This is a genomic window from Duganella sp. OV510 (genome assembly GCF_900100205.1).
Taxonomy (GTDB): domain Bacteria; phylum Pseudomonadota; class Gammaproteobacteria; order Burkholderiales; family Burkholderiaceae_D; genus Rugamonas.
In genome coordinates, this window is the sequence record NZ_FNEQ01000001.1 from 294,559 (window position 1) to 318,981 (window position 24,423).

The 24,423-nt window shown below is 59.4% G+C and carries 27 protein-coding genes; 18 read left to right on the forward strand and 9 right to left on the reverse strand.

Annotated elements, in window-relative coordinates:
* Nucleotides 1-109 precede the first annotated feature (109 nt).
* The 3 genes from BLS51_RS01435 (at nt 110) to BLS51_RS01445 (ending at nt 1,815) form a co-directional block, all read left to right on the forward strand.
* Nucleotides 110-964 carry a LysR family transcriptional regulator gene (locus tag BLS51_RS01435; RefSeq protein ID WP_090179504.1) on the forward strand — a complete coding sequence of 285 codons (855 nt, stop codon included), beginning with the start codon at nt 110-112 and terminating at the stop codon, nt 962-964.
* Nucleotides 965-1,243: 279 nt separating this feature from the next.
* Nucleotides 1,244-1,510 carry a type II toxin-antitoxin system RelE/ParE family toxin gene (locus BLS51_RS01440; protein WP_090179499.1) on the forward strand — a complete coding sequence of 89 codons (267 nt, stop codon included), beginning with the start codon at nt 1,244-1,246 and terminating at the stop codon, nt 1,508-1,510.
* Nucleotides 1,507-1,815 (forward strand): addiction module antidote protein, encoded by a 309-nt coding sequence (locus tag BLS51_RS01445; protein WP_090179496.1) that lies wholly within the window; start codon nt 1,507-1,509, stop codon nt 1,813-1,815. The genes BLS51_RS01440 and BLS51_RS01445 overlap by 4 nt, the downstream gene beginning before the upstream one ends.
* Nucleotides 1,816-1,938: 123 nt before the next feature.
* On the opposite strand, the gene guaA is transcribed toward BLS51_RS01445, so the two are convergent.
* Together guaA and guaB are read right to left on the reverse strand one after the other, a co-directional pair.
* Entirely contained in the window at nt 1,939-3,549 is a 1,611-nt protein-coding gene (gene guaA / locus BLS51_RS01450; protein WP_090179493.1) for a glutamine-hydrolyzing GMP synthase, read from the reverse strand.
* A 60-nt stretch (nt 3,550-3,609) separates the two neighbouring features.
* The gene (gene guaB / locus BLS51_RS01455; RefSeq protein ID WP_090179489.1) at nt 3,610-5,073 is read right to left on the reverse strand and encodes an IMP dehydrogenase; all 1,464 of its coding nucleotides are present in this window, start codon (nt 5,071-5,073) and stop codon (nt 3,610-3,612) included.
* Nucleotides 5,074-5,711: 638 nt separating this feature from the next.
* On the opposite strand from guaB, the gene BLS51_RS29160 reads away from it, so the two are divergent.
* Nucleotides 5,712-6,062, forward strand: a complete 351-nt coding sequence (locus BLS51_RS29160; RefSeq protein WP_139168632.1) for a hypothetical protein — start codon at nt 5,712-5,714, stop codon at nt 6,060-6,062.
* A 196-nt stretch (nt 6,063-6,258) separates the two neighbouring features.
* Here the strand turns inward: BLS51_RS29160 and BLS51_RS30415 are convergent, their stop codons facing one another.
* Together BLS51_RS30415 and BLS51_RS30090 are read right to left on the reverse strand one after the other, a co-directional pair.
* Complete coding sequence (locus BLS51_RS30415; RefSeq protein ID WP_255369050.1) at nt 6,259-6,390, reverse strand: hypothetical protein; 132 nt, start codon at nt 6,388-6,390, stop codon at nt 6,259-6,261.
* A 289-nt stretch (nt 6,391-6,679) separates the two neighbouring features.
* Nucleotides 6,680-7,360 carry a PEP-CTERM sorting domain-containing protein gene (locus tag BLS51_RS30090; RefSeq protein ID WP_090179486.1) on the reverse strand — a complete coding sequence of 227 codons (681 nt, stop codon included), beginning with the start codon at nt 7,358-7,360 and terminating at the stop codon, nt 6,680-6,682.
* A 439-nt stretch (nt 7,361-7,799) separates the two neighbouring features.
* Between BLS51_RS30090 and BLS51_RS01465 the strand changes: the two genes are divergently transcribed.
* Nucleotides 7,800-8,081 carry a hypothetical protein gene (locus BLS51_RS01465; protein ID WP_090179481.1) on the forward strand — a complete coding sequence of 94 codons (282 nt, stop codon included), beginning with the start codon at nt 7,800-7,802 and terminating at the stop codon, nt 8,079-8,081.
* Between the two features lie 324 nt (nt 8,082-8,405).
* On the forward strand, nt 8,406-8,666 hold the full coding sequence (locus BLS51_RS01470) for a hypothetical protein (RefSeq protein ID WP_090179478.1): 261 nt from the start codon (nt 8,406-8,408) through the stop codon (nt 8,664-8,666).
* 39 nt (nt 8,667-8,705) lie between these two features.
* On the opposite strand, the gene BLS51_RS01475 is transcribed toward BLS51_RS01470, so the two are convergent.
* Nucleotides 8,706-8,927, reverse strand: coding sequence for a hypothetical protein (locus tag BLS51_RS01475; RefSeq protein ID WP_090179475.1), 222 nt, complete (start codon nt 8,925-8,927; stop codon nt 8,706-8,708).
* Nucleotides 8,928-9,109: 182 nt separating this feature from the next.
* Between BLS51_RS01475 and BLS51_RS01480 the strand changes: the two genes are divergently transcribed.
* The 8 genes from BLS51_RS01480 to BLS51_RS01515 all read left to right on the forward strand — a co-directional run bounded on the left by BLS51_RS01480 (nt 9,110) and on the right by BLS51_RS01515 (nt 18,711).
* A complete protein-coding gene (locus BLS51_RS01480) occupies nt 9,110-9,385 on the forward strand; it encodes a hypothetical protein (RefSeq protein ID WP_090179470.1) in 276 nt (91 codons plus the stop codon).
* Between the two features lie 469 nt (nt 9,386-9,854).
* The gene (locus BLS51_RS01485; protein ID WP_090179466.1) at nt 9,855-10,346 is read left to right on the forward strand and encodes an FxDxF family PEP-CTERM protein; all 492 of its coding nucleotides are present in this window, start codon (nt 9,855-9,857) and stop codon (nt 10,344-10,346) included.
* A gap of 74 nt (nt 10,347-10,420) precedes the next feature.
* Nucleotides 10,421-10,906 (forward strand): DUF4124 domain-containing protein, encoded by a 486-nt coding sequence (locus BLS51_RS01490; RefSeq protein WP_090179460.1) that lies wholly within the window; start codon nt 10,421-10,423, stop codon nt 10,904-10,906.
* Between the two features lie 63 nt (nt 10,907-10,969).
* Nucleotides 10,970-11,998 carry an HTH-type transcriptional regulator GntR gene (locus BLS51_RS01495; protein WP_090179456.1) on the forward strand — a complete coding sequence of 343 codons (1,029 nt, stop codon included), beginning with the start codon at nt 10,970-10,972 and terminating at the stop codon, nt 11,996-11,998.
* 98 nt (nt 11,999-12,096) lie between these two features.
* Complete coding sequence (locus BLS51_RS01500) at nt 12,097-12,600, forward strand: gluconokinase (protein ID WP_229207429.1); 504 nt, start codon at nt 12,097-12,099, stop codon at nt 12,598-12,600.
* A gap of 92 nt (nt 12,601-12,692) precedes the next feature.
* A complete protein-coding gene (locus BLS51_RS01505) occupies nt 12,693-14,036 on the forward strand; it encodes an MFS transporter (RefSeq protein WP_229207428.1) in 1,344 nt (447 codons plus the stop codon).
* Nucleotides 14,037-14,047: 11 nt separating this feature from the next.
* Complete coding sequence (locus BLS51_RS01510; RefSeq protein WP_090179446.1) at nt 14,048-16,417, forward strand: GH36-type glycosyl hydrolase domain-containing protein; 2,370 nt, start codon at nt 14,048-14,050, stop codon at nt 16,415-16,417.
* Nucleotides 16,418-16,452: 35 nt separating this feature from the next.
* A complete protein-coding gene (locus BLS51_RS01515) occupies nt 16,453-18,711 on the forward strand; it encodes a beta-glucosidase (protein WP_090179441.1) in 2,259 nt (752 codons plus the stop codon).
* Nucleotides 18,712-18,717: 6 nt separating this feature from the next.
* Here BLS51_RS01515 and BLS51_RS01520 read toward each other — a convergent pair whose 3' ends face one another.
* Nucleotides 18,718-19,551, reverse strand: a complete 834-nt coding sequence (locus tag BLS51_RS01520; RefSeq protein ID WP_090179436.1) for a substrate-binding periplasmic protein — start codon at nt 19,549-19,551, stop codon at nt 18,718-18,720.
* 123 nt (nt 19,552-19,674) lie between these two features.
* Here BLS51_RS01520 and BLS51_RS01525 point away from each other — a divergent pair, with 123 nt between their 5' ends.
* A complete protein-coding gene (locus BLS51_RS01525; protein WP_090179431.1) occupies nt 19,675-20,883 on the forward strand; it encodes an esterase/lipase family protein in 1,209 nt (402 codons plus the stop codon).
* Here BLS51_RS01525 and BLS51_RS01530 read toward each other — a convergent pair.
* Together BLS51_RS01530 and BLS51_RS01535 are read right to left on the reverse strand one after the other, a co-directional pair.
* Nucleotides 20,861-21,157 carry an RnfH family protein gene (locus tag BLS51_RS01530; protein WP_090179424.1) on the reverse strand — a complete coding sequence of 99 codons (297 nt, stop codon included), beginning with the start codon at nt 21,155-21,157 and terminating at the stop codon, nt 20,861-20,863. The two genes, BLS51_RS01525 and BLS51_RS01530, sit on opposite strands and share 23 nt — an antisense overlap.
* A complete protein-coding gene (locus tag BLS51_RS01535) occupies nt 21,147-21,581 on the reverse strand; it encodes a type II toxin-antitoxin system RatA family toxin (RefSeq protein WP_090179421.1) in 435 nt (144 codons plus the stop codon). Before BLS51_RS01535 ends, BLS51_RS01530 begins: the two co-directional genes overlap by 11 nt.
* Nucleotides 21,582-21,655: 74 nt before the next feature.
* Between BLS51_RS01535 and smpB the strand changes: the two genes are divergently transcribed.
* The 3 genes from smpB to BLS51_RS01550 all read left to right on the forward strand — a co-directional run bounded on the left by smpB (nt 21,656) and on the right by BLS51_RS01550 (nt 23,513).
* Nucleotides 21,656-22,105, forward strand: coding sequence for an SsrA-binding protein SmpB (smpB, locus tag BLS51_RS01540; RefSeq protein ID WP_090179418.1), 450 nt, complete (start codon nt 21,656-21,658; stop codon nt 22,103-22,105).
* 161 nt (nt 22,106-22,266) lie between these two features.
* Nucleotides 22,267-22,959, forward strand: a complete 693-nt coding sequence (locus BLS51_RS01545) for a hypothetical protein (protein ID WP_090180792.1) — start codon at nt 22,267-22,269, stop codon at nt 22,957-22,959.
* Nucleotides 22,959-23,513: a FlgO family outer membrane protein gene (locus BLS51_RS01550; RefSeq protein WP_090179415.1), complete on the forward strand. Its 555-nt coding sequence runs from the start codon at nt 22,959-22,961 to the stop codon at nt 23,511-23,513. The genes BLS51_RS01545 and BLS51_RS01550 overlap by 1 nt, the downstream gene beginning before the upstream one ends.
* Here BLS51_RS01550 and BLS51_RS01555 read toward each other — a convergent pair.
* Entirely contained in the window at nt 23,510-24,346 is an 837-nt protein-coding gene (locus BLS51_RS01555; protein WP_090179412.1) for an NAD-dependent protein deacetylase, read from the reverse strand. The two genes, BLS51_RS01550 and BLS51_RS01555, sit on opposite strands and share 4 nt — an antisense overlap.
* Between the last annotated feature and the right edge of the window lie 77 nt (nt 24,347-24,423).

Sequence of the window (24,423 nt, forward strand, 5' to 3'; positions counted from 1 at the left end):
GACGCGAAGAGGCCAGCGCAACAAAAGCGTCATGATGCGACTAACAGTATTGTCCGTAAACTGCCATTACTGTATATTCTGCGTACATTTTTGAACGGGCCTTCACAACATGGAATGGAGCGACGTGCGGATCTTTCTCGCGGTGGCACGCTGCAGGTCGCTGGGCGAAGCTGCCCGCACGCTGGGTGTGAGTCATCCGACCGTCGGTCGCCGCATCAAGGCACTCGAAGATGAAGCCGAGCAGGCACTCTTCCGCAGAACCAAAGACGGGCTGGTGCTAACCGACACCGGGGATGCTGTGCTGGCGCTGGCGGAATCGATGGAAAATTCCGGGCTAGCCATGGAACGGCGATTGGCCGGCAACCACGAGCGTCTTGAAGGCGTGTTACGGATATCGTCAGCAGAGTGGTTTGCCGGTTATGTGCTGGCGCCCGTGTTGACGGAATTAACGCGCCGCCATCCGGCCATCGTGCCCGAGGTGATTGCCAGCTATCGGCTGCTCGATCTGTCGCGCCGCGAAGCCGATGTGGCGTTCCGTATTGTGCCATTCACGGAACCAGACATCGTTCAGCGACGCCTGATGCGCATGTCATACGGCCTGTACGGCTCGGCCGCTTCCGCGCTTGCAATGCAAAAGAATCCGGCCTCGGTCGGCCTCATTCTCATGAATTCGGCCCAGTCGCACTTTCCGGATGTCGCCTGGATGCTTGAGCAGTTCCCGATGTCACCGCGTGTGTTCTCCAGCACCAGCCGCGCGGTGCAGGCCCAAATGTGCGTCCAGGGCATGGGCCTGGCAGTGCTGCCCAGGCCGCTTGGCGATGCCATATCCGGCTTACAGTGCATCGAAACATTCGGGCAGCCGCCTGGCAGAGATATCTGGGTCGGCTACCATCAGGACCTGCGGCATATGGATCGCCTGCGGGCGCTATTGGATCTGGCAGACCAGTTTGCTCGACAAAACTAACCTGCATCCGGACGGCGCAGCGCACCGCGTGATCAGCGAGCGGTTTGCCACTGCGGCCTTTGGCCAGGACCGCCTCTTCGCCTGAAACCGCCGCTCAGCTGCGATGTGCCGGATCCTGCCTGAGTATCGGCACGATCTGTTACGCGCAGTGGTGGTAGCGCGATCGATCACTCCGCTCGCTGGAACCAAAGCTGTCAGAGCTGGTCTACTATCGGCAGCGTCAAAACCGTAACGTGGTCATAACGGCGATCCGTACTTGAAAACACCGTTCTGTAACTTATAATTCACAAAAATCATGTACGAAATCATTGGATTTTAGTTCGGCTACAGCGCCTGAGCGGCGGGAATTTCGGCGACTGCAAACCAATCACCGACGGAGTGTGGGAACTGCGAATCGATCACGGTCCAGGCTACCGTGTATATGATGCCCGTGCTGGCGAGCAGCTCCTACTGCTACTCATCGGCGGCGACAAGCGCAAGCAACAGGCCGATATTGCGATGGCGGTGTCGTATTGGAAAGACTGGCACACAAGGAATGCATCATGAACAATCCATCTCGTCCACATGATGACGCAGTTGTGGAACTATTGCGCGAAGACCCGGCGTTTGTCGACGAGTACCTTGCTGCCGCGCTGGAAGAAGCAGACAAGGAAGGTGGGCGGCTGGCGCTTTTAGCAGCGCTACGCCAAGTCGCTGAAGCACAAGGCATGGCGGAAATTGCCGAGCGCGCCGGAATTCCACGTGAGAGCCTGTATCGGGCGCTTTCACCAAACGGCAATCCCACCATGAAAACGCTGCTGGCGGTTCTGAGTGCCGCTGGATTAAAGCTTGGTGTGCATCGCGCAATGTGATGCACACCATGCAATGCACGAGCTCGCTTCGTCTTTCAGCAGCAAAAAGAAAACGCCCCTAAAAAACAGGGGCTTAAGGCTCATCCGCTTACCAAGCAGCGCCAGCCGCTGCCAGTTAGGAAATCACTCCCACTCGATCGTCGCAGGTGGTTTCCCCGAGATATCGTAGACGACGCGATTGATACCGCGCACTTCATTGATGACCCTGTTAGACACGCGGCCCAGCAGGTCGTGCGGCAGGTGCGCCCAGTGCGCGGTCATGAAGTCCTGCGTCTGCACGGCGCGCAGCGCCACCACGTATTCGTAGGTGCGGCCGTCGCCCATCACGCCCACCGACTTCACCGGCAGGAACACGGCAAACGCCTGCGAGGTGGCGTCGTACCAGTTCTTCGGCTCGGCGTCCTGATCGAAGCCCGGCACGATGGTGGCTTGGTACGGTGTGTTGCGCAGTTCTTCGATGAAGATGGCGTCGGCCTGGCGCAGCAGGTCGGCGTATTCCTTCTTCACTTCACCGAGGATGCGCACGCCCAGACCCGGACCTGGGAATGGATGACGGTAGACCATGTCATGCGGCAGGCCCAGCGCCACGCCCAGCTTGCGCACTTCGTCCTTGAACAGTTCGCGCAGCGGTTCCAGCAGCGACAGCTTCATATGCTCCGGCAGGCCACCAACATTGTGGTGCGACTTGATGGTCTGGCCTTTCTTGCCCTTGCCCGCCGATTCGATCACGTCCGGATAGATGGTGCCTTGCGCCAGCCACTTGGCGTTGACCAGCTTGCCCGATTCCTTGTCGAACACTTCGACAAACTCGCGACCGATGATCTTGCGCTTCTGCTCGGGATCGCTGACGCCGGCCAAGTGACCCATGAACTGCTCTTCCGCATCGACGCGGATGACTTTCACGCCCAGGTTGTTGGCGAACATGTCCATGACCATCTTGCCTTCGTTCAGGCGCAGCAGGCCATGATCGACGAACACGCAGGTCAACTGGTCGCCGATCGCGCGGTGGATCAGCGCTGCCGCCACCGACGAATCGACGCCACCCGACAGGCCCAGGATGACTTCATCGCTGCCAACTTGCGCACGGATCTTCTCGACTGCTTCCGAGATGTAGTCCGGCATGTTCCAGTCCGATTTGCAGCCGCAGATTTCGTGCACGAAGCGGCTCAGCATGACCTTGCCCTGCACCGTGTGCGTGACTTCCGGGTGCCACTGCACGCCGTAGAAATTTTTCTCCGGATGGGCCATGGCCGCGATCGGGCACGATGGCGTGTCGCCCATCAGCACGAAGCCTGGCGGCATGTCCAGCACCTTGTCGCCGTGGCTCATCCAGACCTTTTGCATGCCGTGGCCTTCGTCGGTGACAAAGTCGACGATGCCGTCCAGCAGCTTGGTGTGGTTGCGCGCACGCACCTCGGCGTAGCCGAATTCACGCACCTTGCCGTTTTCGACCTTGCCGCCCAGCTGCGCGGCCATGGTCTGCATGCCGTAGCAGATGCCCAGCACTGGCACACCCAGTTCGAACACAGCGTCCGGCGCGCGTGGCGCGTCGCCTTCCAGCGTCGAGCTGTGGCTGCCCGACAGGATCACGCCGGCGGCGCCGTAGTTGCGCACGAATTCGTCGCTGACGTCATACGGATACACTTCCGAGAACACGCCGGAATCGCGCACGCGGCGGGCGATCAGCTGGGTAACCTGGGAACCGAAATCGAGAATGAGGATTTTAGAGTGCATGGAGTTTGAACCAGTTTGAATATGGAAAAACGCCGGCGTGGGCCGGCGTTTGCAAGGGATTTAGTCGCCAGAACGGTAGTTCGGCGCTTCCTTGGTGATTTGCACATCGTGCACGTGCGATTCGCGCATGCCGGCCGAGGTGATCTCGACGAACTCGGCTTTGTTGCGCAGTTCTTCGATGGTGGCGCAGCCGCAGTAGCCCATCGACTGGCGCACGCCGCCAACCAGCTGGAAGATGATTGCCAGCACCGAGCCTTTGTAGGCCACGCGGCCTTCGATACCTTCCGGCACGAACTTGTCGGCCTTCATGGTGGCGTCCTGGAAGTAGCGGTCGGCCGAACCATCCGACATCGCGCCCAGCGAGCCCATGCCGCGATACGATTTGTACGAACGGCCCTGGTACAGGATCACTTCGCCTGGCGCCTCTTCGGTGCCGGCAAACATCGAGCCCATCATCACGGTCGAGGCGCCGGCTGCCAGCGCTTTCGAGATATCGCCGGAGAAGCGGATGCCGCCGTCAGCGATACATGGCACGCCGGTGCCTTCCAGTGCTTCGGCCACATTCGAGATCGCGGTGATCTGCGGTACGCCCACGCCGGCAACGATACGGGTGGTGCAGATCGAGCCTGGGCCGATGCCGACCTTGACCGCATCCGCGCCGTATTCCACCAGCGCCTTGGCGGCGGCAGCGGTGGCGATATTGCCGCCAATGACGTCCACGTGCGGGTACTTGGTCTTGATCCATTTCACGCGATCCAGGATGCCTTGCGAGTGACCGTGGGCGGTGTCAACCACCAGCACGTCAACGCCGGCGGCAACCAGCAGATCGATGCGCTCTTCATCCTTGGCGCCAACGCCAACAGCGGCGCCGACCAGCAGCTTGCCTTGCGAGTCTTTCGACGCCAGCGGGTGCTCGGTGGATTTCTGGATGTCCTTGACGGTGATCAGGCCCTTCAGTTCAAACGCGTCGTTGACCACCAGCACACGCTCCAGGCGGTGCTTGTTCATCAGGCGCTTGGCTTCGGTGGTGTCGGCGTCTTCGTTGACGTACACCAGCTTTTCGCGCGGGGTCATCTTGGCGCGCACTTCCGCGTCCAGTTCCTGCTCGAAACGCAGGTCGCGGTTGGTGATGATGCCGACGACTTCTTTACCCTCGACGACCGGGAAGCCGGAAATGCCATATTGCTCGGTCAGCTTGATGACGTCACGGATCTTCATGGTAGGCGGGATGGTGATCGGGTCACGCAGCACGCCGGCCTCGAAGCGCTTGACGCGCGCCACTTCACGCGCCTGATCTTTCGGATTCAGGTTTTTGTGAATGATGCCTATGCCGCCTTCTTGTGCCATGGCGATTGCCAGGCGGGCCTCGGTGACCGTATCCATAGCGGCCGACAGCAGCGGGATGTTCAGGCTGATATTGCGAGTCAGACGGGTTTTGAGGGACGTATCCGCAGGAAGAACGTTGGAGTACGCTGGGACGAGCAGCACGTCATCGAATGTGAGTGCTTTTTGAAGTAGACGCATAGCATTTCCTATAGGCGCAAAGCGGCATTATACAGGAACAACAAAATTTTGTCGCAGACTTCCTCAGACCATGCCCTACATAGCGAAGAAGCCAAAATATCTACATCGGTTTTTTCTGGTTTTGTTTCGGATTGTCCTGTTTTTCGCCCACGTTGCGCTTCCGCCGCCTGACCGTCCTACGCATTGCCGATCTTGCCCCACTTGCGCTCGCGTCCCTTCTCGATCACGCGTTGGGCCCAGATCCGCAGCAGGCTGACTAAGCTCGCGCTGCCCGACTCAAACAGCTTGTGCTGCGTACCGGGCGTACGTCACGCGCGACATTAGCGCGCCAATGCCGGCGCCGCCGCGCACGGTGGCGTGGTGGTGCTCGTCGTCGCGATGGTCAGTTGAATTGACGGAATGAAGGTATCGGTCAGCAAAGCCCATGCGGTGTACTCCAAGAGGTGATACTGGACGTTAACACAGTCTCCTGATTTGGAAAAGAAGTCTCGAAATCATCCCAACGTCGCGGATCGAGAACGGGATGAACTAGCAATATTTTCATTGACAATATCGCATGAATTATGGAAACTCAAGACATGTCTTTCTAAGACTTTATCGTGCCGCCTAGACCAAACAATCGCTCACCGAGGAAATCATTGCACGATGTCGCCCGTGAGCACATCGCGATATTGCTCATAACCGTTTTCCTGACAGGTGTAGGTGCGGCCCGAGGTTTTTTTGAAATAACTAATCAAGTTCCTGTGCTGAAATCTAGATTGGACGCCTTGCAAAAAGCTGATGATGAATTAACTACGCTAAAGAAGCAACGAGGTGAAACATTTAACTTGGATATGCAGATTCATCAAGAAAGCGGCGAACGCCTCAATTTTTTAACTCATGTTCTCACGAGCAATGTTTTGAGGTCCAGACCTGATAGCCAGATCGGAACTCCGGATAAAGACTGGGATAACACATGCGGCTCGGTCGACAAGCCCTTCACGAGTTAAAGTTCAAAATTGTGCGGGATACCAGCATTGTGATTAGAGGACAACGTGGACTATTGCATCTTGGAGTTCAATGCCGATCCGATAGCGAGAGGCTATTAATATATGGCATGACATTACAAGACAATAACACCGAGTTATATCAAGCCGCAATCCAACTCGGCAATAGTTTAAGAGCCAACCTACCGGATTTAGTTTATTAAATTTCCGCAAATTTCCATAATGCAATTACACCCGCCTCGCGAATCGTGTGGCCAGCCGGCGCCGTGCGCTTGACCAAGTCGGCGGCCGACAGCAGATCGTAGACGCGTTGCTCCTGGAGGTGGTCCATGCCAGCGCGATCATCGCCTGGTAGCCGGACATTTCCATCTGCACCTGGCGCCGCATGCCGAACGGCAGCACCGCCGGCTTCGGCCGGTAGGCCTTGCTCGGTCTCTTCGTGTTCGCCAGCTTCGCGCACCTCGACACTACCAACATCATCAACCGCATCAATACGGATGAGATCGACTGGCGGCCGGCGGTGCTACCGGAAAATTTGGCGCCGCAACCATTCTGGTCATTCGCCCCAACAAGACATGCGGAAAAAAACCGCCCGTAAGCGGCTATGTCGCGCGCGGTTCCTACGCACGGCGCCGGCGTGCTGCTACGCCGATCAGACCCAGCCCAGCAAGCAGCATGACGTAGGTCTCCGGCTCGGGTACTGCAGCGGTTAACGTCGCACTGAACGCCAAATCATCACCTCGCAAAACAGTCCAAGAATTGAGACTTAACTGGGAAAAGTATCCGTGGTTGTTACTCATCACGGCGCTGCCACCGCTAATGGTATCTTCAGTTAGACCAAAGGTGTTGACGATTTCCCTGTCAGATGGAGAGTACAAGCCGGAAGTGCTAAAGAACGCCACGTACTGAGTATTGGTCTTCAGTTCGAGCTTCCCTGTATTCGTGTCGATTTTTTGAAAATCCCAACTATTTCCAACACCTGTCGAAGAAATGCCAGATGACCAAACGACATTTGACATTTTAGACCCGTCCCATTCAGCAACGTATGCCTTGTATGAGATGTCATCCGAAGAACCGGCATGGTAGTAACCTGTCAAATAAAAGGTAAACGAATTCAACACAGTATCAGAGGCACCAGTGGTGAACGTTTGGCCAAACGTTGTAAGGCTGCGAGTGCTCCACCCAACAATGGCGTTTCCGCCATCCCAAGAGGGGACATTAGTTATCGTTGTATCTGCAAATACCGGACTGGCCAGAGCCAAACCGGCAAGCAGCGAGACGAGCTTTTTATTAATTCTCATGTTCGATTCCTCAATTTCTCACTCAATAAGTGAAAGTTCCCTAATTGGATTCAAACGCTGCTGCTCCGTGTGGCTAGACACATGTTCCCCATTGCAGCAGCTCTTGTATCTTCATAATTATAATTTTGATTGTCATATTACCAACCTCGGCCAATCGAATTCTCTCACTTTGTCACACCTAACGAAAATACAACGCGATGGGACAGCGCGACCTTGGCGCCATAGTTCCTGCACGCCTCGGCAACTTATCGCCGCCTGGGTCCATTTCATACCGCAACATCATTAAGCACATCACGAATGAGATCGACTGGCGGCAGGCACCGATGAATGTTAGTTTCCGCGAGAATTGCGCATTGTATTTTCTCTACAATGATATGCGTCCGAGGCAGTAAGTCGTGGCGCGCACCAAACAACTGACACGGGAAAAACTCGACGGTCATTGTCCGCAGACCTGATCTGCCTGGTGTGCAACCACCTGCACGACGTCCTCTATCTCAGCATCGAGGCCGTAACGCTGGCTGGCCACAACATCAACGTCTCCGCCCTGGTCAAGGCGGAGCAGTTCAAACAGATGTGGTGGACAGTTGATCGCGCAGTAGTCCATGCCCGCGCCATGGACCAGGCACAAGCCCGCGCCGAGCGCGCGATGTTTGGGACTGCGCCGCCTGAACGTTCATCCGTCGCGCACCGGGGAAGCACGGGAATCACATCGAAGCTGTAGTCTACGGGCGCTGGATCAAGCAGGAAGATGGGGTGCTTCCCCCCCAACGCCCCCCCACATGAAGAATGTGACGGCGGTCAAGACCGTTTGATTTTCGCCCACGTTTCGCCCACGTTTTGAAGGTCCGAAAGCGGCATAGATGCTGCCGTCTCGGCAATTGAGCGGAGTTATACAGGAGTTTTGTCTGGTGATTGCATGGTCTTGCGCAGAACGGACACGACAGGAACCACCCTGATAGTCCAACCTCGCGATTCGATAGCAAAAAGCTATTATTAATTTCTCTGAGTTGCGTAATAATATTGACAATTCAAACAAGGATTTGTCATGTCCCATACCGTTCAGGAGACCTACAAAGGCTGGGACATTACGATCCGATGCAGCCATGCCGCAAGCAAGGTCGGCCATCCTTCGCGCTACGCAGCCATTGCTGAGGCCGAGTTGCACCCTGACGAAAATCCCGATGACTGGGTAGATCCGCGCATGCAGGTGCTGAGTACCGGCGGCCGCAGCTATCCAAGCGGCAATGCGTGTGTCAGCGCCCTGCTCGCGGAAGCGCGGCAATTGATAGACGCACTGAAGAAGTAGCCGGCTTGGTAGAAGGCGGCTGTCTGCATTGGAAGAGGATCACGAAATCGTGATTGGCTCGCTTTCGTCTTCCGTGTACGCTATCGGTCCAAGGTGATTGGCGGTGATGGTGTCTTGCAGGCTCGAACGCTTCTCTACTGCACCCGGAATGATCTTCTCCTCAGCCAGCACACGTTCAACGATCTGCTCCTCACGCAAGATGCTGGGAGAGTTGAAGGTCAGTTCCTTGCCACCTCGATATCGGACTTGATATAACGGCATATAAACCTCCAGAGTGTCGGGCTAACCATTATGAACGAATGTGAAATTCCGCGCCTCACTGGTCATCAGGCTGCGCCCTCACATAAAAACAACTGAACAATCCCGATGCCGTCTCCTCAACTTGCAATCGCTACGTTGCGATCTAAAATTAACAAGATTGCGCTAACAAATTCGGAGGGCTTATGGTTCAGTTTGAAGAAGATACTCGCGCTGCACTGTTCGACGCGGGCGTGCTGGCGCTGGACGACAATGGCAAAACCGTGTTTACGGGGCTGACGGCGGCTGAGACGAGATTTGTATTGGAGTATGACGCAGCAGAACAGCCGTCTGATGCCGGCAAGAGCTGCCACTTCAAGGAGCTGATATCAAAGTTTCACGCGGCTCGCGAACTCAGGATAGAGAGTGTGGAAAAACTCGCAAATCAGCAGTTGAATCAATACCGCAGTCACCCGCACTGATTTGAAGCGGGACATGACATTGAAAATACTTTCGTCGTCGCGGCCTTGCTATGCACATTGCGCGCACCTGCGCGCGCCCTACCTACGGGCCGAACTTAACGAAAATGGTTACCCAGGCGAAACGAGTACTGCATCGTAGACACGCCTAGCTCCGTCGTGAGCCTATGCCTACTTCCTGCGACTGGCGGGCATCGTCGTACTTACTGCAGCCAACCCCCGCAAAAGCACTCATGACCCGTGTTCCAAATCAAGCCTTTCGGGGCTTTTTTTGTGCCCAAATGCAATCAAAAAACGTCTCCTCTTATCTTAAAAGTTTCTTATTGGATTTTTTGTTAAAGATTGCCACGCGGAATTGGTGTTGTTTTCTCGCTAATTTAAAAAAATTGCTATTGTTGCACGGCCTAACAGGCAAACAGCCCGGCGCTGAAATGCCGGATATAACTAACTTACGTAATTTAGGGGTTCTACAATGAAACAACTGAAGCTCATCGCCGCTGCCGCTCTGCTCGCCGCTACCGCTTTCTCCGCACACGCTGCCGACCAGGAAATTCTGATCACCCCAGACCTGACCTACAAATTTGACGGCGTCGCCACCACCACTGACAGCCTGCTGTCGGACGGTACCGACGTGCTGACCTTCACCGGTCTGGCAGCCGGCTGGTACTCGGTTGAACTGTCGGTTAGCGGCAACTACGTGAACCTGACCTCGGCATCGATCAACGGTCAACTACCGTTCTCGCTGGTCAACGGCAGCAAAACCACCTCGGCGCTGTTCGAAATCACCTCGCAATCGCCATTCACCCTGGCCCTGAACGGCGACCTGGTCAATGAAAAACTGGCCAAGTACACCGGCCAGATCACCGTTTCGGCAGTACCTGAGCCAGAAACCTACGGCATGCTGCTGGGCGGCCTGGGCCTGATGGGCTTGGTCGCACGTCGTCGTAAGCAACAACAGCAGTAATCTGCACCGGCGCTCCAGTTGACAGCCGCCATGAATAATGGCGAAATCTACGCAACTGTCATTGGAGCGCCACCATGCACCTCCGAGCCGCCATCGCCGCCCTGCTTCTGATTGCCTCGCCGCTCGTGGCAGCCCAATATATCTGGATCGACAACAAAGGCGTCAAGCAACTCTCCGACCGCCCGCCTCCGCCAGACATTCCCGAAAAGCGCATATTGAAAGCCGCCAGCAAGCCGGTATTCAATCCGTACGCGCCCGTTGAGCCTGAAGTACCGGCCGCCGTCGCCACCAAGCCAGCGCCCACAATTGCCGAGCGCAATGCCGATTTCATCAAGCGCCAGAGCGAGGCTGCGGAAAAAGCCCGTCTTGCCGCCGACGAAGCGCAACGCAATGTCGACAAAACCGCCAATTGTGACGCCGCCCGCAAAAACCAGCTGGCACTGGACCAGGGCCTGCGTCTCAGCACTTTCGACAAAAACGGTGAACGCGGCTATATGAACGAAGTTGAGCGCGACGAATTGCGTAAAAACACGCAAAAAGTGTTGGTCGATTGCAAATAGATGCTGATACTTTTGTTCTAGCTGCCGTATGATATCGCTATCAATATCATTCCAGTTTCATCAATGACGAAGACTCAAGCGGGCAAGAGCCGCGCCAGCGGACGCATCACCCTGGCGATGGTGGCGGAAAAAGCGGGCGTGGCGACCATGACCGCCTCGCGCGCCATCACCCAGCCAGACATGGTGTCCCAAGCGCTGCGCGACCGGGTCGACAAAGCCGTGGCCGATCTGGGCTACGTGCCGAACCGCGCCGCCCGCGCACTGGCTTCGTCGCAATCCAAGGTGATCGCGGTGCTGGTGCCGTCGCTGTCGAACGCGGTGTTCACCGAGGTGCTGGCCGGCATCCAGGACGCGCTGGATGCCGACGATTACCAGATCCTGATCGGCAATACCCGCTATTCCGACAAGGAAGAAGAAAAGCTGATCGCCACCTATCTGCAATCGGCGCCGGACGGCATGCTGCTGTCCGGCCTGTCGCACAGTCCGCGCGTGCAGCAAATCCTCACCAACTCGCGCGTGCCGGTGGTGTCGATGATGGATATGTCGACCGATCCCGAACAGCTGACGGTCGGTTTCTCGCAATTCCAGGCCGGGCACGCGATGACCCGCTATCTGCTCGACAAGGGCCACAAGCGCATCGGCTTCATCGGCGCGCAGCTGGACGAGCGTACGCTGCGCCGCGCCGAAGGCTACCGCAAGGCCATGCAGGAAGCCGGCCTGTCCGATCCGAAGCTGGAAGTGATGGTCGGCGAACCGTCCACCATTGCCCTCGGCGCCGAGCTGCTTGGCCGCATGCTGGCGCAGTCGCCGGACTGCGACGCCATTTTCTGCTGCAACGACGACCTGGCCCACGGCGCCATCTACCAATGCCAGCGGCGCGGCATCGCCGTGCCGACGCAACTGGCCATCTGCGGCTTCAACGACCTGCCCGCGTCGGCCTGGATGAATCCTTCGCTGACCACCATCGGCACGCCTCGCTACCGTATCGGCTACGAGGCGGCAACGCTGCTGCGCTCGGTCATCAAGGGCGAAGATCCGGCCAGCAAACAGATCGATCTCGGCTTCACGCTGATGGCGCGCGAGAGCGCTTAATCCAACCCAAAACGGGCTGCTGCGCCGCAGCATCGATAGTTCTTTACAAATTTTTCAATCCGTCTAAACTCGTCGAAACTGTTAGCGCTATCATTCATATGCAAAAAAGCAAAACATCTCGCTGGGTCGTCATGGGCGTCAGCGGCTGTGGTAAAAGTTCTGTCGGCCTGCAACTGGCCGGTGCGCTGGAAGTCCCGTTTCTCGAAGGCGATACCTACCATTCCTACGCTAACGTCGCCAAGATGACCGCCGGCGTGCCGCTGACCGACGCCGACCGCGCCGACTGGCTGATGGCGCTGCACCAGGAAATCCGCGACGCGCGCCTGAAGCAAAGTGGCCTGGTACTGTCCTGTTCATCGCTGAAGCGCCGCTACCGCGACCTGCTGCGCAGCGCCGATCCAGAATTGCGCTTCGCCCATCTGGCCGGCCCGCGCGAGCTGATCGCCGAACGCATGGCCGCGCGCAAGGATCACTACATGCCCCCCACCCTGCTCGACAGCCAGCTGGCCACGCTGGAACCGCTGCAGGACGACGAAGCCGGCATCGTGCTGGACATCGCCCAGGCACCGGCAGCGCTGGTGCAGCAGATTTTAAGAACATGATAGTTACCGCTATCAAATCTGGCTCTCCCCGGAACTAGCTGCTGTTCCGTTCAGGCAGTGTTACGCTGCCTGTTTTTACAAGCGTAATGAAGATGACCGTGAACAAACAATTGAGCTGGCGGGAAAAAATCAGCTACGGCATTGCCGACATGGGCTTCAATTTCTATTGGACCAATGTCGCCACCTTCCTGCTGATTTTTTACACCGACGTGTTCGGCATTTCCGCCGCCGCCGCCGCGTCCATGATGTTCACGATCAAAATCATCAACGCCTTCACCGATCCAATGATCGGCGCGGCCGCCGACCGCACCCGCACCCGCTGGGGCAAGTTCCGCCCATACCTGATATGGGTGCCCTTGCCGCTGGCCTGCGCCGCCTTCCTCACCTACACCACGCCGGACCTGTCGGAAGGCGGCAAAATCGTCTGGGCTTACGGCACGTATCTGGCGATGATGGTCTGCTACACCTGCATCAACATTCCTTACAACGCCCTGTCCGGCGTGCTGTCGGCCGATTCGCAGGAACGCTCGACCGTCAACGGCCTGCGCTTCATCTTTGCCTTTGCCGGCGGCACGCTGGTGACGGCGGCCACGCCATCGCTGGTGCACTGGCTTGGCGGCGGCAACGACAAGCTGGGTTGGCAACTGACCATGCTGGTGTGGAGTGTGTTTGCCTCGCTGCTGTTTGTACTGACCTTCCTTAACACGCGCGAGCGCGTCACACCGTCGGCCGAGCAGCAATCCAATGTATGGCAGGACGTGCGCGACCTGTCGCAGAATCGTCCATGGGTGGCGCTGTTCTTCCTGGCGTTAATCATCATGATCACCATCACGCTGCGCACCAGCAGCGCGGCCTACTACTTCAAGTACGTGGTGGAGCGCCCGGACCTGATGGCGGGCTTTGTGCCGGCTTATATGATGGCCGCCGCCGCTGGCGCGTCGCTGACGCCGCTGATGACACGCTTCATCGACAAGAAAAAGCTGATGATGATACTGATGACCATCACCGCCGTGCTGTCGTCAGCCTTCTTCTTCGTGCCCAAGGACCAGATCTGGCTGATGTTCGCGCTGCAGATCGCCATGGGCCTGGTGCTCGGCCCCAAGTCGCCGCTGGCCTTCTCGATGTATGCCGACACCGCCGACTACAACGAATGGCGCACTGGCCGCCGCGCCACGGCGATGACCTTTGCCGCCGCCACCTTCTCGCAAAAGCTCGGCACCGCCGTTGCGGTCGCGGTGATCGGCGCCATCTTCACGCGTCTTGGCTATGTCGCCAACGCCGCGCAAACCGAAGGCTCGCAAGCCGGCATCGTCTGGCTGATGTCCTTCATCCCGGCCTTCTTCGCGCTGCTCGCGGTGGCCGTCATGTTCATGTACAACCTCGATAACAACAAGCTGCTGCAGATTCAAAAAGATCTGGAAGCGCGCAAGTCCTGATGGAGATTCCTATGCTACGCCCCACCCACAACGGTGACCGCTACGAACTGACCAGCGCCACGGCGATGCCGCAGGCGGCGGGCTTCCTGTGGAATCAGAAGATGATGATACAGATCACCTGCCGCGGCTACGCCACCGCGCAATACATGCAGCCGGAGCCGGCCAAGTACGCCTATGCGCCCAACCTGGAGGCCAAGACCTTCATGCAGCCGGAGCAGAACTACTACGCGCATCATCCGGGCCGCTTCTTCTACATCAAGGATGAAGAAACCGGCGAACTGTTCTCCGCACCGTATGAGCCGGTGCGCGCCAAGGTTGACAGCTTCAATTTCTCGGTCGGCAAAAGCAATCTGGAATGGACCATCGAACATCTTGGCATCCGCATCGAGCTGACGCTGGGCGTGCCGGTGGCGGAGGTGGTGGAGCTGTGGTCGCTGCGCGTGACGAATATCTCGGGCCGCGCACGCAAGATCAGCGTCTACCCATACTTCCCGATCGGTTACATGTCGTGGATGAACCAGTCCGGCGAATACCGCGCGGACCTGGGCGGCGTGGTCGCCAGCAGCGTCACGCCGTACCAGAAGGTGGCCGACTACTTCAAGCAGAAGAACTTCAAGGACAAGACCTACTTCCTGTGCGAACAGGCGCCGGACGCCTGGGAAGTGCGCCAGTCGGCATTCGAGGGCGAAGGCTCGCTGAACCGCCCGGCCGCCATCGACGCCGAAACGCTGGGCGGCAGTGATGCACGCTATGAAACGCCTACCGCCGTGGTGCAGTACCGTTTGTCGCTGGCAGCCGGTGAAGCGCGCGACTACCGCTTCCTGTTCGGCCCTGCATTCGACGATGCCGAGATCCAGGCGGTGCGCGCCAAGTACCTGAACGCGCAAGCCTTCAAGACCACGGCAGACGAATATGCAGCCTATATCGCAGGCGGCCATGGCTGCCTGCACATCCAAACGCCGGACGCGGACCTGGACAACTTCGTCAACAACTGGCTGCCGCGCCAGGTGTTCTACCACGGCGACGTCAATCGTCTGAGCACCGACCCGCAAACCCGCAACTACCTGCAGGACAACATGGGCATGAGCTTCATCAAGCCCGCCGTGATGCGCGCCGCCTTCCTGCACGCGTTGTCGCAACAGGAAGCCAGTGGCGCCATGCCGGACGGTATCCTGCTGGCGGAAGGCGCGGAGCTCAAGTACATCAACCAGGTGCCGCACACCGACCATTGCGTCTGGCTGCCCGTGGCGCTCAAGGTCTACCTCGATGAAACCGGCGACTATGACATCCTCAACGAAGATGTCATCGGCAAGGAAAGCGGCATCGCCCTCACCGTCTCCGAGCGCGTGAGCAGTGCCATGGACTGGCTGCTGCAGGCGCGCGATCAGCGTGGCCTCAGCTACATCGCCCAGGGCGACTGGTGCGATCCGATGAACATGGTCGGCTACAAGGGCCGTGGCGTATCCGGCTGGCTGACCGTGGCCACCGCCTATGCGCTGAACCTGTGGGCCGAGATTTGCGAGACCACCGCTTCCAGCACCTCGCTGGCGGAAAGCGCCAGGCATTTCCGCGCCGGCGCGCGCACCGTCAACCGCGCCGCCAACGAACACCTGTGGGATGGCGACTGGTTCGCGCGTGGCATCACCGATGACAATGTCACCTTCGGCATCCGCAAGGACAAGGAAGGCCGCATCTGGCTGAATCCGCAGGCCTGGGCCATCCTCGGCGGCGCCGCCAACGCCGGCCAGCGCGCCTCGATGCTGGCGCAGGTCGACGAGCACCTGGTGACGCCATACGGCGTGCAGATGTTCGCACCGCCTTACAGCGCCATGCGCGATGATGTCGGCCGCGTGACGCAGAAGCATCCGGGTTCGGCGGAGAACGGCGCGGTGTACAACCACGCCGCCGTGTTCTACATCTACAGCCTGTACACCGCCAACGAAGGCGACCGCGCCTACGATCTGCTGCGCCGCATGCTGCCTGGCCCGAGCGAGGAGGACTACCTGCAACGCGGCCAGCTGCCGGTGTTCATCCCCAACTACTATCGCGGCGCCTGGCGCGAATTCCCGCGCACCGCTGGCCGTTCCAGCCAGCTGTTCAACACCGGCACCGTGTCGTGGGTGTACATGTGCTTTGTCGAGGGCCTGTGTGGCCTGAAGGGCAGCAGCGATGGCTTGAGCATCAAGCCGCAGCTGCCTTCGCACTGGGACGGCATCAAGGTGGTGCGCAAGTTCCGTCACGCCACCTTCGACGTTTCCATACAACGGGCGGACGTCAGCGAAGTCCAGGTCTGGGATGGGGAGAACCGTTTGACTGAAAACGTTTTCACCGGTATCGTTGCAGGCGGAGCATATGCGCTGAAGGTGTTGATTCCGCGCTGAAGATCAACTTAAAACTATAAGGACACGGTAATCGTATGAAGAAGCGTCTCTGGCTGTCTCTGGCACTGGCTTATCCCCTCATGCTGTCGTTTACCCACAGCGGCGCCGCACACGCCGCAGACGCAAACCAACCCTGGCTGGACCCCAAGCAGTCGCCCGACGTGCGCGCCGACCAGCTGGTGAAAGCGATGACGCTGGATGAAAAAATCCAGACCGTGTTTGCCTACTTCTCGACCGAATTCACGCCGAAGAAGCACGAGCAGCCCAAAGAAGGCCGTCCGGATTCCGCCGGCTACGTGCCTGGCATCGCCCGCCTCGGTCTGCCGCCGCAATGGCAGACCGACGCTGGTGTCGGCGTGGCCACCCAGGCTGTGTCGAAGAAACCCTACGAGCGCACTTCCCTGCCGGCCGGTATCGCCACCGCCGCCACCTGGAACACCAAGCTGGCTTACGCCGGTGGCGCCATGATCGGCGCCGAGGCGCGCGCCTCCGGCTTCAACGTGCAGCTGGCCGGCGGCGTCAACCTGCAACGCGAGCCGCGCAATGGCCGCAACTTCGAATACGGCGGCGAAGACCCGCTGCTGGCAGGCGTCATGGTCGGCGAGCAGATACGCGGCATCCAGTCGAACCACATCATTTCCACCGTCAAGCACTACGCCTTCAACGACCAGGAAACCAACCGTAATCACGTCAACGTCATCATCGACGACAAAAACGGCCGCATGTCGGACCTGCTGGCACTGCAGTTTGCCATCGAACGCGGCAATCCGGGCTCGGTGATGTGCGCGTACAACCGCGTCAACGGCGACTACGCCTGCGAACACGAATACCTGCTGAACGAAGTGCTGAAGAAAGACTGGAAGTACACCGGCTATGTGATGTCCGACTGGGGCGCGACCCACTCGACCATCCCGGCGGCGCTGCGCGGCCTGGACCAGCAGTCCGGCTATCCCTTCGATAAATCCGACTACTTCAACGGCCCGCTGAAGGAAGCAGTGGTCAACCGCCATGTGCCGCAAGCGCGCCTGGATGACATGGTCAAGCGCATCACCCGCACCATGTTCGCGCATGGCCTGGTTGAGCATCCGGTGTCCAAGCCGGCCTCTAACGATGCCGGCATCGACTTCGTCGCCCACGGCAAGATCAGCCAGGCGGACGCAGAGGAAGCCATCGTCCTTCTGAAGAACGATAACGCCCTGCTGCCGCTGGCGGCCAATGTGCGCAGTATCGCTGTCATCGGCGGCCATGCCGACAAGGGCGTGCTGTCGGGCGGCGGTTCGGCGCAAGTGTATCCCAAAGGCCTGTCGCCGGTGCCGAATGAAGGCCCGACGCACTTCCCTGGCCCTATCGTCTTCCACCGCTCGTCGCCAATGGGCGAACTGGCCAAGCTGACCAAGGCCAAGCTGACCTACAACGACGGCAAGGATCTCGCCGCTGCCGCCAAGCTGGCGGCAGGCAGCGATGTCGTCATCATCTTCGCTAACCAGTGGATGGCCGAGAGCTTCGACGCCGACGACCTGTCGCTGCCGCACAAGCAGGACGAGCTGATCGCGGCCGTGGCCAAAGCCAATCCGAAAACCGTGGTGGTGCTGCAAACCGGTAACCCGGTCGTCATGCCATGGCTGAACAATGTCGGCGCGGTGCTGGAGGCCTGGTATCCCGGCACCAACGGCGGCGCGGCGATCGCACGCGTGCTGAATGGCGATGTCAATCCGTCCGGCCGCCTGCCGGCGACCTTCCCGGCGTCGGTGGATCAGCTGCCACGTCCGAAGCTCGATGGCGACGGCAAAACCAAGGATGAGAACATCCTCGAAAAAGTCACCACCAACTACAACATCGAGGGCGCGGCGGTTGGCTATAAGTGGTTTGACCTGAAAGGCATGAAACCACTGTTCCCGTTCGGCTACGGCCTGTCGTACAGCACTTTCGCTTACGAGAACCTGAGCGCCAAAGCCGCAGGCAACGGCATCGAAGTCACGTTCAGCATCAAGAACACCGGCAAGCGCGATGGCAAGTCGGTGGGCCAGGTGTACGTGTCGCCAGCCGCCGGTGGCTGGGAAGCGCCGAAGCGCCTGGGGGGCTGGGACAAGCTGGACCTGAAAGCCGGTGCCAGCGGCAAGGCCACGGTGAGGGTCGATCCACGCCTGCTGGGCGTCTACGACAGCGCCAGCAAGACCTGGAAGATCGCCGCCGGCGAGTATGTTGTCACGCTGGCCGATTCAGCTGGTGCGCAGCCAGCTGCCAGCGTCAAGGTCAAGCTGGACGCTGGCAGCGTCGACGTCAACGGCAAGTAAGCGTCATCAATCGGCGGCCGACAAGGCCGTCATCAGCGGCGCCTGGCCATTGCGGAAGGTGCGCTTGACGGTGGCGTCGTCAAAGTAGTGCGTGTAGATAGTGCGCACGCTTTGCTCCGACGTCATCGCCTTCAACGCTGCCGCGTAACGCTGGTGCACCGCCGGCGATACGCTCTGCTTCGACAGGTAAATGCCAGTAAAACGCGGCGCCGATTCCGGCAGCGGCACGATCGTCACGTGCAGCTTGCTGTGCTTGAGATATTTGCCGTAGATCGGCGGCGTGGCCAGCGTGCCGGCCGCGCGCCCCATTTCCAGCTTGCCGAACACCGTCTCAAAATCGTTCACCACCTCCAGGCGGCCGTGCGACGCCAGCGTGGCCAGCTGGGTTTCGATGGCGGCGTCATATACCACACCGCGCGTGACATTGAGGCGGCCATCACCGCGCGCAACGTAGTCAGCGAGGCTGGCGTACTGTTTGCCATCCGTTTGTGCCAACACCAGGTCGTATTGCAGATAGGCGTACGGCAGATAGCGGGCGTAGACATCGCGTTCCGGCGTGCGCATCGAGCCCATGGTCATGTCGATGCGGCCCGCCTCCAGCTCCAGGAACAGCCGCTGGCGCGGATACCAGTGAAACTCGAACTTGCAGCCGGTGCGGCGCGCCATCTCATTGGCGACCTCGATAGCTATGCCAGCGATGCGGCCGTTTTCCCGATAAGAGGTGTAGCCTAGGTCACTCAGGCCGACGCGCGTGACTGGTGGACAGTCCGTAGCGGCGCGTGCGGCGGACAGGCCACAGCTGAGGCTGGCGATCAGGAGCAACCATTTGCGTCTCATCATGCACTCTTATCTGTTGGTAATGATGAGTCTATCTTAGGCTGGTCTGAGCGCATGAGGAAGCGCCATTCCTGCAAAGCGTCTTTGCAACGGTGCAAAGCCTGTCGCGCTGGTACACTGGGCAGCATGCAGCTGACTCCCAACAAGCAAGCCGAACTTCACCGCGCCTTGCAGGACGCGATGGAAGATCACGCCTTGGCAGCGGCAATGCCGGACCTGGAACCGCTGGCCGGCACGCCGCCTTTGCCGGCGTCGCTGATCGAAGATGAGGCGCTGCATGTGGTGCGGCACAAGGATAGCGGCTGCGTGCAGCTTGTTTTTCCCGGCGAGATGCCTGGACCGCCCTCGCCCACGCTGGCCCCGCAGGGCTGGGACTGGATCGTACAAGCCTCGCTGCGCGCCACCGAGCGGATGACGCAGGCCATGATTAGCCGGATCGAGGCGCACAGCAAACCGGAGCAGTTGCTGGCGCTGAACCGGGGCCACGGCCGGCCGGTGATGCCGGAAGACCTGGCCGCCGCGCGCGGGCGCAAGGTGCTGTTGCTGGTGCATGGGATATTCAGCTCGACCGAAGGCGGATTTGGCGACCTGGATTTACAGCCGCTGCTGCAACGTTACCAAGGCCGCGTGTTCGGCTACGATCATTGGACCATCGCCAAGACGCCCCAGCAGAACGCGCTGAACCTGCTGCAACGCCTGCCAGCCGATGCCGGCTGGGAGGTGGATATCCTGTGCCACAGCCGTGGCGGCCTGGTGGTGCGCTCGCTGCTGACCGGGGGCCTGGCCGATATCGTCCAGGCCAGAAGCGGACGCATCGCCCGCATCGGCAAAGTGATGTTCATCGGCGCCGCCAACCAGGGCTCGCCGCTGGCGTCGCCAGGCGAGATCAAGCAATTCCTGAATGTGGCGGCCATGCTGGCGTCGTTCAGCCATGGCATGGGTCTGGACGTGGTGATCGGACTGGCACGGATGGTGGTGTCGCTCGGATTTGCCCGTCCCAGCGTACAGGCGCTGACCAGCGGCTCATCGCTGATCGCGCAGCTGAACCGTTCCGGCTCGCTGCTCAACGACGCCAACTGCTATTACGCCCGCGCCAACTTCGCCTACGGCGACTCGCTGCTGGAACACACCGGCGCGCTGCTCAGCCACGCCCTGCTTGACGGCGCCAGCGACCTGATCGTCCCCTACAGCAGCGTCCTGCTACCGCAAGCCACCCCGGACGCCGCCCACATCCTCAACTTCGGCAGCGCCGAACAAAAACAAAACGACGTCTGGCACACCGAATTCTTCCAGCATCCCGCGACGCGGGATTTCATCCTTCGGCAGCTGGGCTAGCCTTGCGGCGGCGGCGGGCGTTCTTCGGGTCGGCGATCAGGGGGCGGTAGAGTTCGACGCGGTCGTGGGCGCGCAGGACGGTGTCCAGCGGCTTTTTCTTGGCGTAGATGCCGGTTTGCAGCTGGCTCAGGTCCAGGCCTGGTACTTCGGTCAGCACGCCGCTCAGCGCGATCGCCTGCTCCAGCGTGGTCCCGGCCGGCACCTGCAAGTCGCGCAGGAATTGCACCGCGTCGCTCGCATAGCAGACCTGGATCGCGAAGGTTTCAACTGCCATACACCGTTTCCGCCCGTTTGCAGAAGGAATCCACCATGCTGTTAGCGATCATGCCGAACACCGGCCCCACCAGCTTGTCCAGCAGACCGCTGGAAAACTCGTAGTGCAGGTCCAGCTCGATCTTGCAGGCATCCTCGCGCAGGGCCTTGAAGGTCCAGACACCGTCCAGGCACTTGAAAGGACCGTCCACCAGCTTCATCTTGATGGATGAAGGCGCAGTGTTTTCATTGGAAGTGGTGAACGCCTGTTTGACGCCGTGGTAGTTGATCCCCACGCTGGCCACCACCGTATTGCCATTGCGCTCCCGGATCTCGACGCCACCGCACCACGGCAGAAATTTGGGATAGTCCTCGATCGCCGCCACCAGATCGAACATTTGCTGGGCGCTGTAACCGAGGAAAACTGATTTGTGCACTACTGCCATTGTCTAACCATTTGCTATGATGTTGAATTATTGCGTCTGGCGACGCGCAGCAGTAGTTTAACCGATACCACCACATGACCATAGCCGATAACAAAAAAGCCTTTTTTGACTACTTCATCGAGGACCGCTACGAAGCCGGCATCATGCTCGAAGGCTGGGAAGTCAAAGCGATCCGCGACAACAAGGTACAGATCAAGGAAGCCTACGTCACCATCAAGGGCGACGAGCTATTCCTGTTCGGCGCCCACATCGCTGCGCTGCCGACCGCCTCCACCCACATCACGCCGGACATGGTGCGCACCCGCAAGCTGCTGCTGCACCGCGAGCAGATCGACAAGCTGATCGGCAAGGTGACGCGCGCCGGCTACACATTGGTGCCGCTGAACCTGCACTACAAGGGCGGCCGCGTCAAATGTGAAATCGGCTTGGCCAAAGGCAAGAAAATGCACGATAAGCGTGCCACAGAGAAAGATCGCGACGGCAAGCGCGAGGTTGCGCAGGCGATGAAAACCCACAAGCGCTAAAACTGTTGCGCACTCTGTACACAACCCGGTCCCGTACCGGGTTTTTTATTACCCGGAGAATTTCTAATTAGAAACATCCATGCTAAACTGCTTGAAGAATGATTTTACATTCGCGGCTCTGCTGTGGCCGTGATTTGGACAATTTTGACGACGAGGCAATCATGGCGCTGAAAACTGCAATGGCTCTGGCGGCCGGCATCCTGCTGGCGGGCTGCGCGTCGCGCTACACGCCGACGCCGCTGGCGGCCAACTTCCCTGTGACCAAGCAAGCCAAGCTGCAAGCGGCTTATCACTGGGGAGTGATTTCCGACAGCATCGAGAAGCGCGTGGTGCTGGAGCTGAAGAAAAGCCCGCCGCGCCCGGTGTATATCAACGAACCGAAAGAGCCAAGCGCGTTCCAGCGCGCCCTGGCGGCGCAGCTGACCACCTCGCTGGTCAACGATGGCTATGTGGTGTCGCGCAGCCCGGCCGGCTCGCTGCGGGTCGACCTGGATGTGCAGACCGTCACCTTTACCGCTGACCGTCCGCAATACCGTTATCACGGCGACAAGACCATCCTGGCGGGAGGCGTCTGGCTGCTGAGCGAAATCGATGCCGGCGCGCTGTTCAACGTCGCCGCCGGCGCAGGCGCGCTCGACACCTATCAATGGTTCAATTCGCAGTTCGCGCCGGGCGACACGCCGAAAACCGAAATTATCGTCACGGTGTCCGTATCCGACCAGTACCGCTACCTGGCGCGCAGCACCTCGGCCTATTACGTCGCCGACACCGACCGCGTGCTGTACGGCATCGTCGATCCCAAGCCCGAAGAACCAAAAATTACCCGTACCTTCCAGGTACGCGGAGATATCTAATGCAGATGAAATCCCTGGTCCGAGTCTCCCTGCTGGCGTTGCCATTGCTGCTGGCGGGCTGCTCATCGACGCCAAAAGACGAAGAAGGCAATTACGCCACCATCTCTTCCAACCAGTTCATCAACGCCAACTACAAGGCAGCCGATGCGCTGCTGGCGCAACTGAATGGCAAGATGGTGCTCGGCAAGCCGCTGATCATGGCCACCGTGGTCAATATCGACGCCCTGGAGCAGACCACCACGCTGGGCCGGCTGGTATCCGAACAGCTGTCGACGCGCATGGCGCAAGGCGGCCTGAGCATGCTGGAGATGAAGCTGCGCAACAGCGTCTACCTGAAGCGCAACCAGGGCGAGCTGATGCTGACGCGTGAAATCGGCGAAGTCGCGACCACCCACAATGCGCAGGCGATCGTGGTCGGTTCGTATGCCGAGACCAGCGACATGGTGTTCATCAACGTCAAAGTGATACAGCCGAACACCAACTTCGTGCTGGCCGGCCACGACTATGTGCTGGCCAAGGAAGCCATCGTCCGCTCGATGCTTCAGCGGAACTAAACCAGCAGCGGCAGCACCTCCACTGCCGATGCCTCCACTTTCAAGCCGATCAAGTCATCCGCCCGGGTTTTGCCGAGGTTGATGGCGGCGATCGGCTTGTTGCTTTGCGCCGCCAGCTTGGCGAAGCGGAAGCCGGAAAACACCATCAGCGACGAGCCGACCACCAGCACGGCGTCGGCCTCATCGGCCAGTTGCAGCGCATCGGCGGTGCGTTGTGGGGGAATGTTATCGCCGAAAAAAATCACATCGGGCTGCAAGGTCCCGCCGCAGGCTGGACAGTATGGCAGGTGGAAGTCCTGGAACTCATCCAGCTCGATTTCCGCATCACCATCGGGGCGTGCTTCCGGCACCACCTCGCCCACTGGTCCGGTCGGCGCCATGGATGGATTCGCCGCCAGCAGCCAGTTCTGGATCGCGGCGCGCGGATGCACGCTGCGGCAATCGAGGCACAGCACGCCGTGAATATTACCGTGCAGCTCAATCAGCTTGCGGCTACCCGCTTGCTGATGCAAGCCATCGACGTTTTGCGTAATGATGGCATGGATGCGCCCCGCCGCCTCCAGCTCGGCCAGCGCGTGGTGGCCGGCATTCGGCGCGGCGCCGGCCAGCGTCGGATAGCCAGCCATGCTGCGCGCCCAATAGCGCCGCCGCACCGCCTCCGACTTGCGGAAATCCGGCCCCTGGATAGGATTGCGGCCACGCCGCACGCCATCCTTGTCGCGATAGTCGGGAATCCCGGACGCCGTGCTCAGGCCGGCGCCGGTAAGCACCAGCACCCGCTGGTGCTGATGAAGAAAAGTGTGTAGACGATCGATTTGCTGATTCAGATTCATCCCCGAATGTTACAGCAATCCGGGGTCAGTTCTGCCAAACGTACACGGGCTCAACCGCAAGCGGTTGAGCCCGTGTA

What these genes read in the sequence shown, in the direction of transcription:
- BLS51_RS01435 (WP_090179504.1), top strand. Translation starts at nt 110, where the DNA reads ATGGAATGGAGCGACGTGCGGATCTTTCTCGCGGTGGCACGCTGCAGG.
- BLS51_RS01445 (WP_090179496.1), top strand. Translation starts at nt 1,507, where the DNA reads ATGAACAATCCATCTCGTCCACATGATGACGCAGTTGTGGAACTATTG.
- guaA (WP_090179493.1), bottom strand. Translation starts at nt 3,549, where the DNA reads ATGCACTCTAAAATCCTCATTCTCGATTTCGGTTCCCAGGTTACCCAG.
- guaB (WP_090179489.1), bottom strand. Translation starts at nt 5,073, where the DNA reads ATGCGTCTACTTCAAAAAGCACTCACATTCGATGACGTGCTGCTCGTC.
- BLS51_RS30415 (WP_255369050.1), bottom strand. Translation starts at nt 6,390, where the DNA reads ATGGACCACCTCCAGGAGCAACGCGTCTACGATCTGCTGTCGGCCGCC.
- BLS51_RS30090 (WP_090179486.1), bottom strand. Translation starts at nt 7,360, where the DNA reads ATGAGAATTAATAAAAAGCTCGTCTCGCTGCTTGCCGGTTTGGCTCTG.
- BLS51_RS01470 (WP_090179478.1), top strand. Translation starts at nt 8,406, where the DNA reads ATGTCCCATACCGTTCAGGAGACCTACAAAGGCTGGGACATTACGATC.
- BLS51_RS01475 (WP_090179475.1), bottom strand. Translation starts at nt 8,927, where the DNA reads ATGCCGTTATATCAAGTCCGATATCGAGGTGGCAAGGAACTGACCTTC.
- BLS51_RS01480 (WP_090179470.1), top strand. Translation starts at nt 9,110, where the DNA reads ATGGTTCAGTTTGAAGAAGATACTCGCGCTGCACTGTTCGACGCGGGC.
- BLS51_RS01485 (WP_090179466.1), top strand. Translation starts at nt 9,855, where the DNA reads ATGAAACAACTGAAGCTCATCGCCGCTGCCGCTCTGCTCGCCGCTACC.
- BLS51_RS01490 (WP_090179460.1), top strand. Translation starts at nt 10,421, where the DNA reads ATGCACCTCCGAGCCGCCATCGCCGCCCTGCTTCTGATTGCCTCGCCG.
- BLS51_RS01495 (WP_090179456.1), top strand. Translation starts at nt 10,970, where the DNA reads ATGACGAAGACTCAAGCGGGCAAGAGCCGCGCCAGCGGACGCATCACC.
- BLS51_RS01500 (WP_229207429.1), top strand. Translation starts at nt 12,097, where the DNA reads ATGCAAAAAAGCAAAACATCTCGCTGGGTCGTCATGGGCGTCAGCGGC.
- BLS51_RS01505 (WP_229207428.1), top strand. Translation starts at nt 12,693, where the DNA reads ATGACCGTGAACAAACAATTGAGCTGGCGGGAAAAAATCAGCTACGGC.
- BLS51_RS01510 (WP_090179446.1), top strand. Translation starts at nt 14,048, where the DNA reads ATGCTACGCCCCACCCACAACGGTGACCGCTACGAACTGACCAGCGCC.
- BLS51_RS01515 (WP_090179441.1), top strand. Translation starts at nt 16,453, where the DNA reads ATGAAGAAGCGTCTCTGGCTGTCTCTGGCACTGGCTTATCCCCTCATG.
- BLS51_RS01520 (WP_090179436.1), bottom strand. Translation starts at nt 19,551, where the DNA reads ATGATGAGACGCAAATGGTTGCTCCTGATCGCCAGCCTCAGCTGTGGC.
- BLS51_RS01525 (WP_090179431.1), top strand. Translation starts at nt 19,675, where the DNA reads ATGCAGCTGACTCCCAACAAGCAAGCCGAACTTCACCGCGCCTTGCAG.
- BLS51_RS01530 (WP_090179424.1), bottom strand. Translation starts at nt 21,157, where the DNA reads ATGGCAGTTGAAACCTTCGCGATCCAGGTCTGCTATGCGAGCGACGCG.
- BLS51_RS01535 (WP_090179421.1), bottom strand. Translation starts at nt 21,581, where the DNA reads ATGGCAGTAGTGCACAAATCAGTTTTCCTCGGTTACAGCGCCCAGCAA.
- smpB (WP_090179418.1), top strand. Translation starts at nt 21,656, where the DNA reads ATGACCATAGCCGATAACAAAAAAGCCTTTTTTGACTACTTCATCGAG.
- BLS51_RS01545 (WP_090180792.1), top strand. Translation starts at nt 22,267, where the DNA reads ATGGCGCTGAAAACTGCAATGGCTCTGGCGGCCGGCATCCTGCTGGCG.
- BLS51_RS01550 (WP_090179415.1), top strand. Translation starts at nt 22,959, where the DNA reads ATGCAGATGAAATCCCTGGTCCGAGTCTCCCTGCTGGCGTTGCCATTG.
- BLS51_RS01555 (WP_090179412.1), bottom strand. Translation starts at nt 24,346, where the DNA reads ATGAATCTGAATCAGCAAATCGATCGTCTACACACTTTTCTTCATCAG.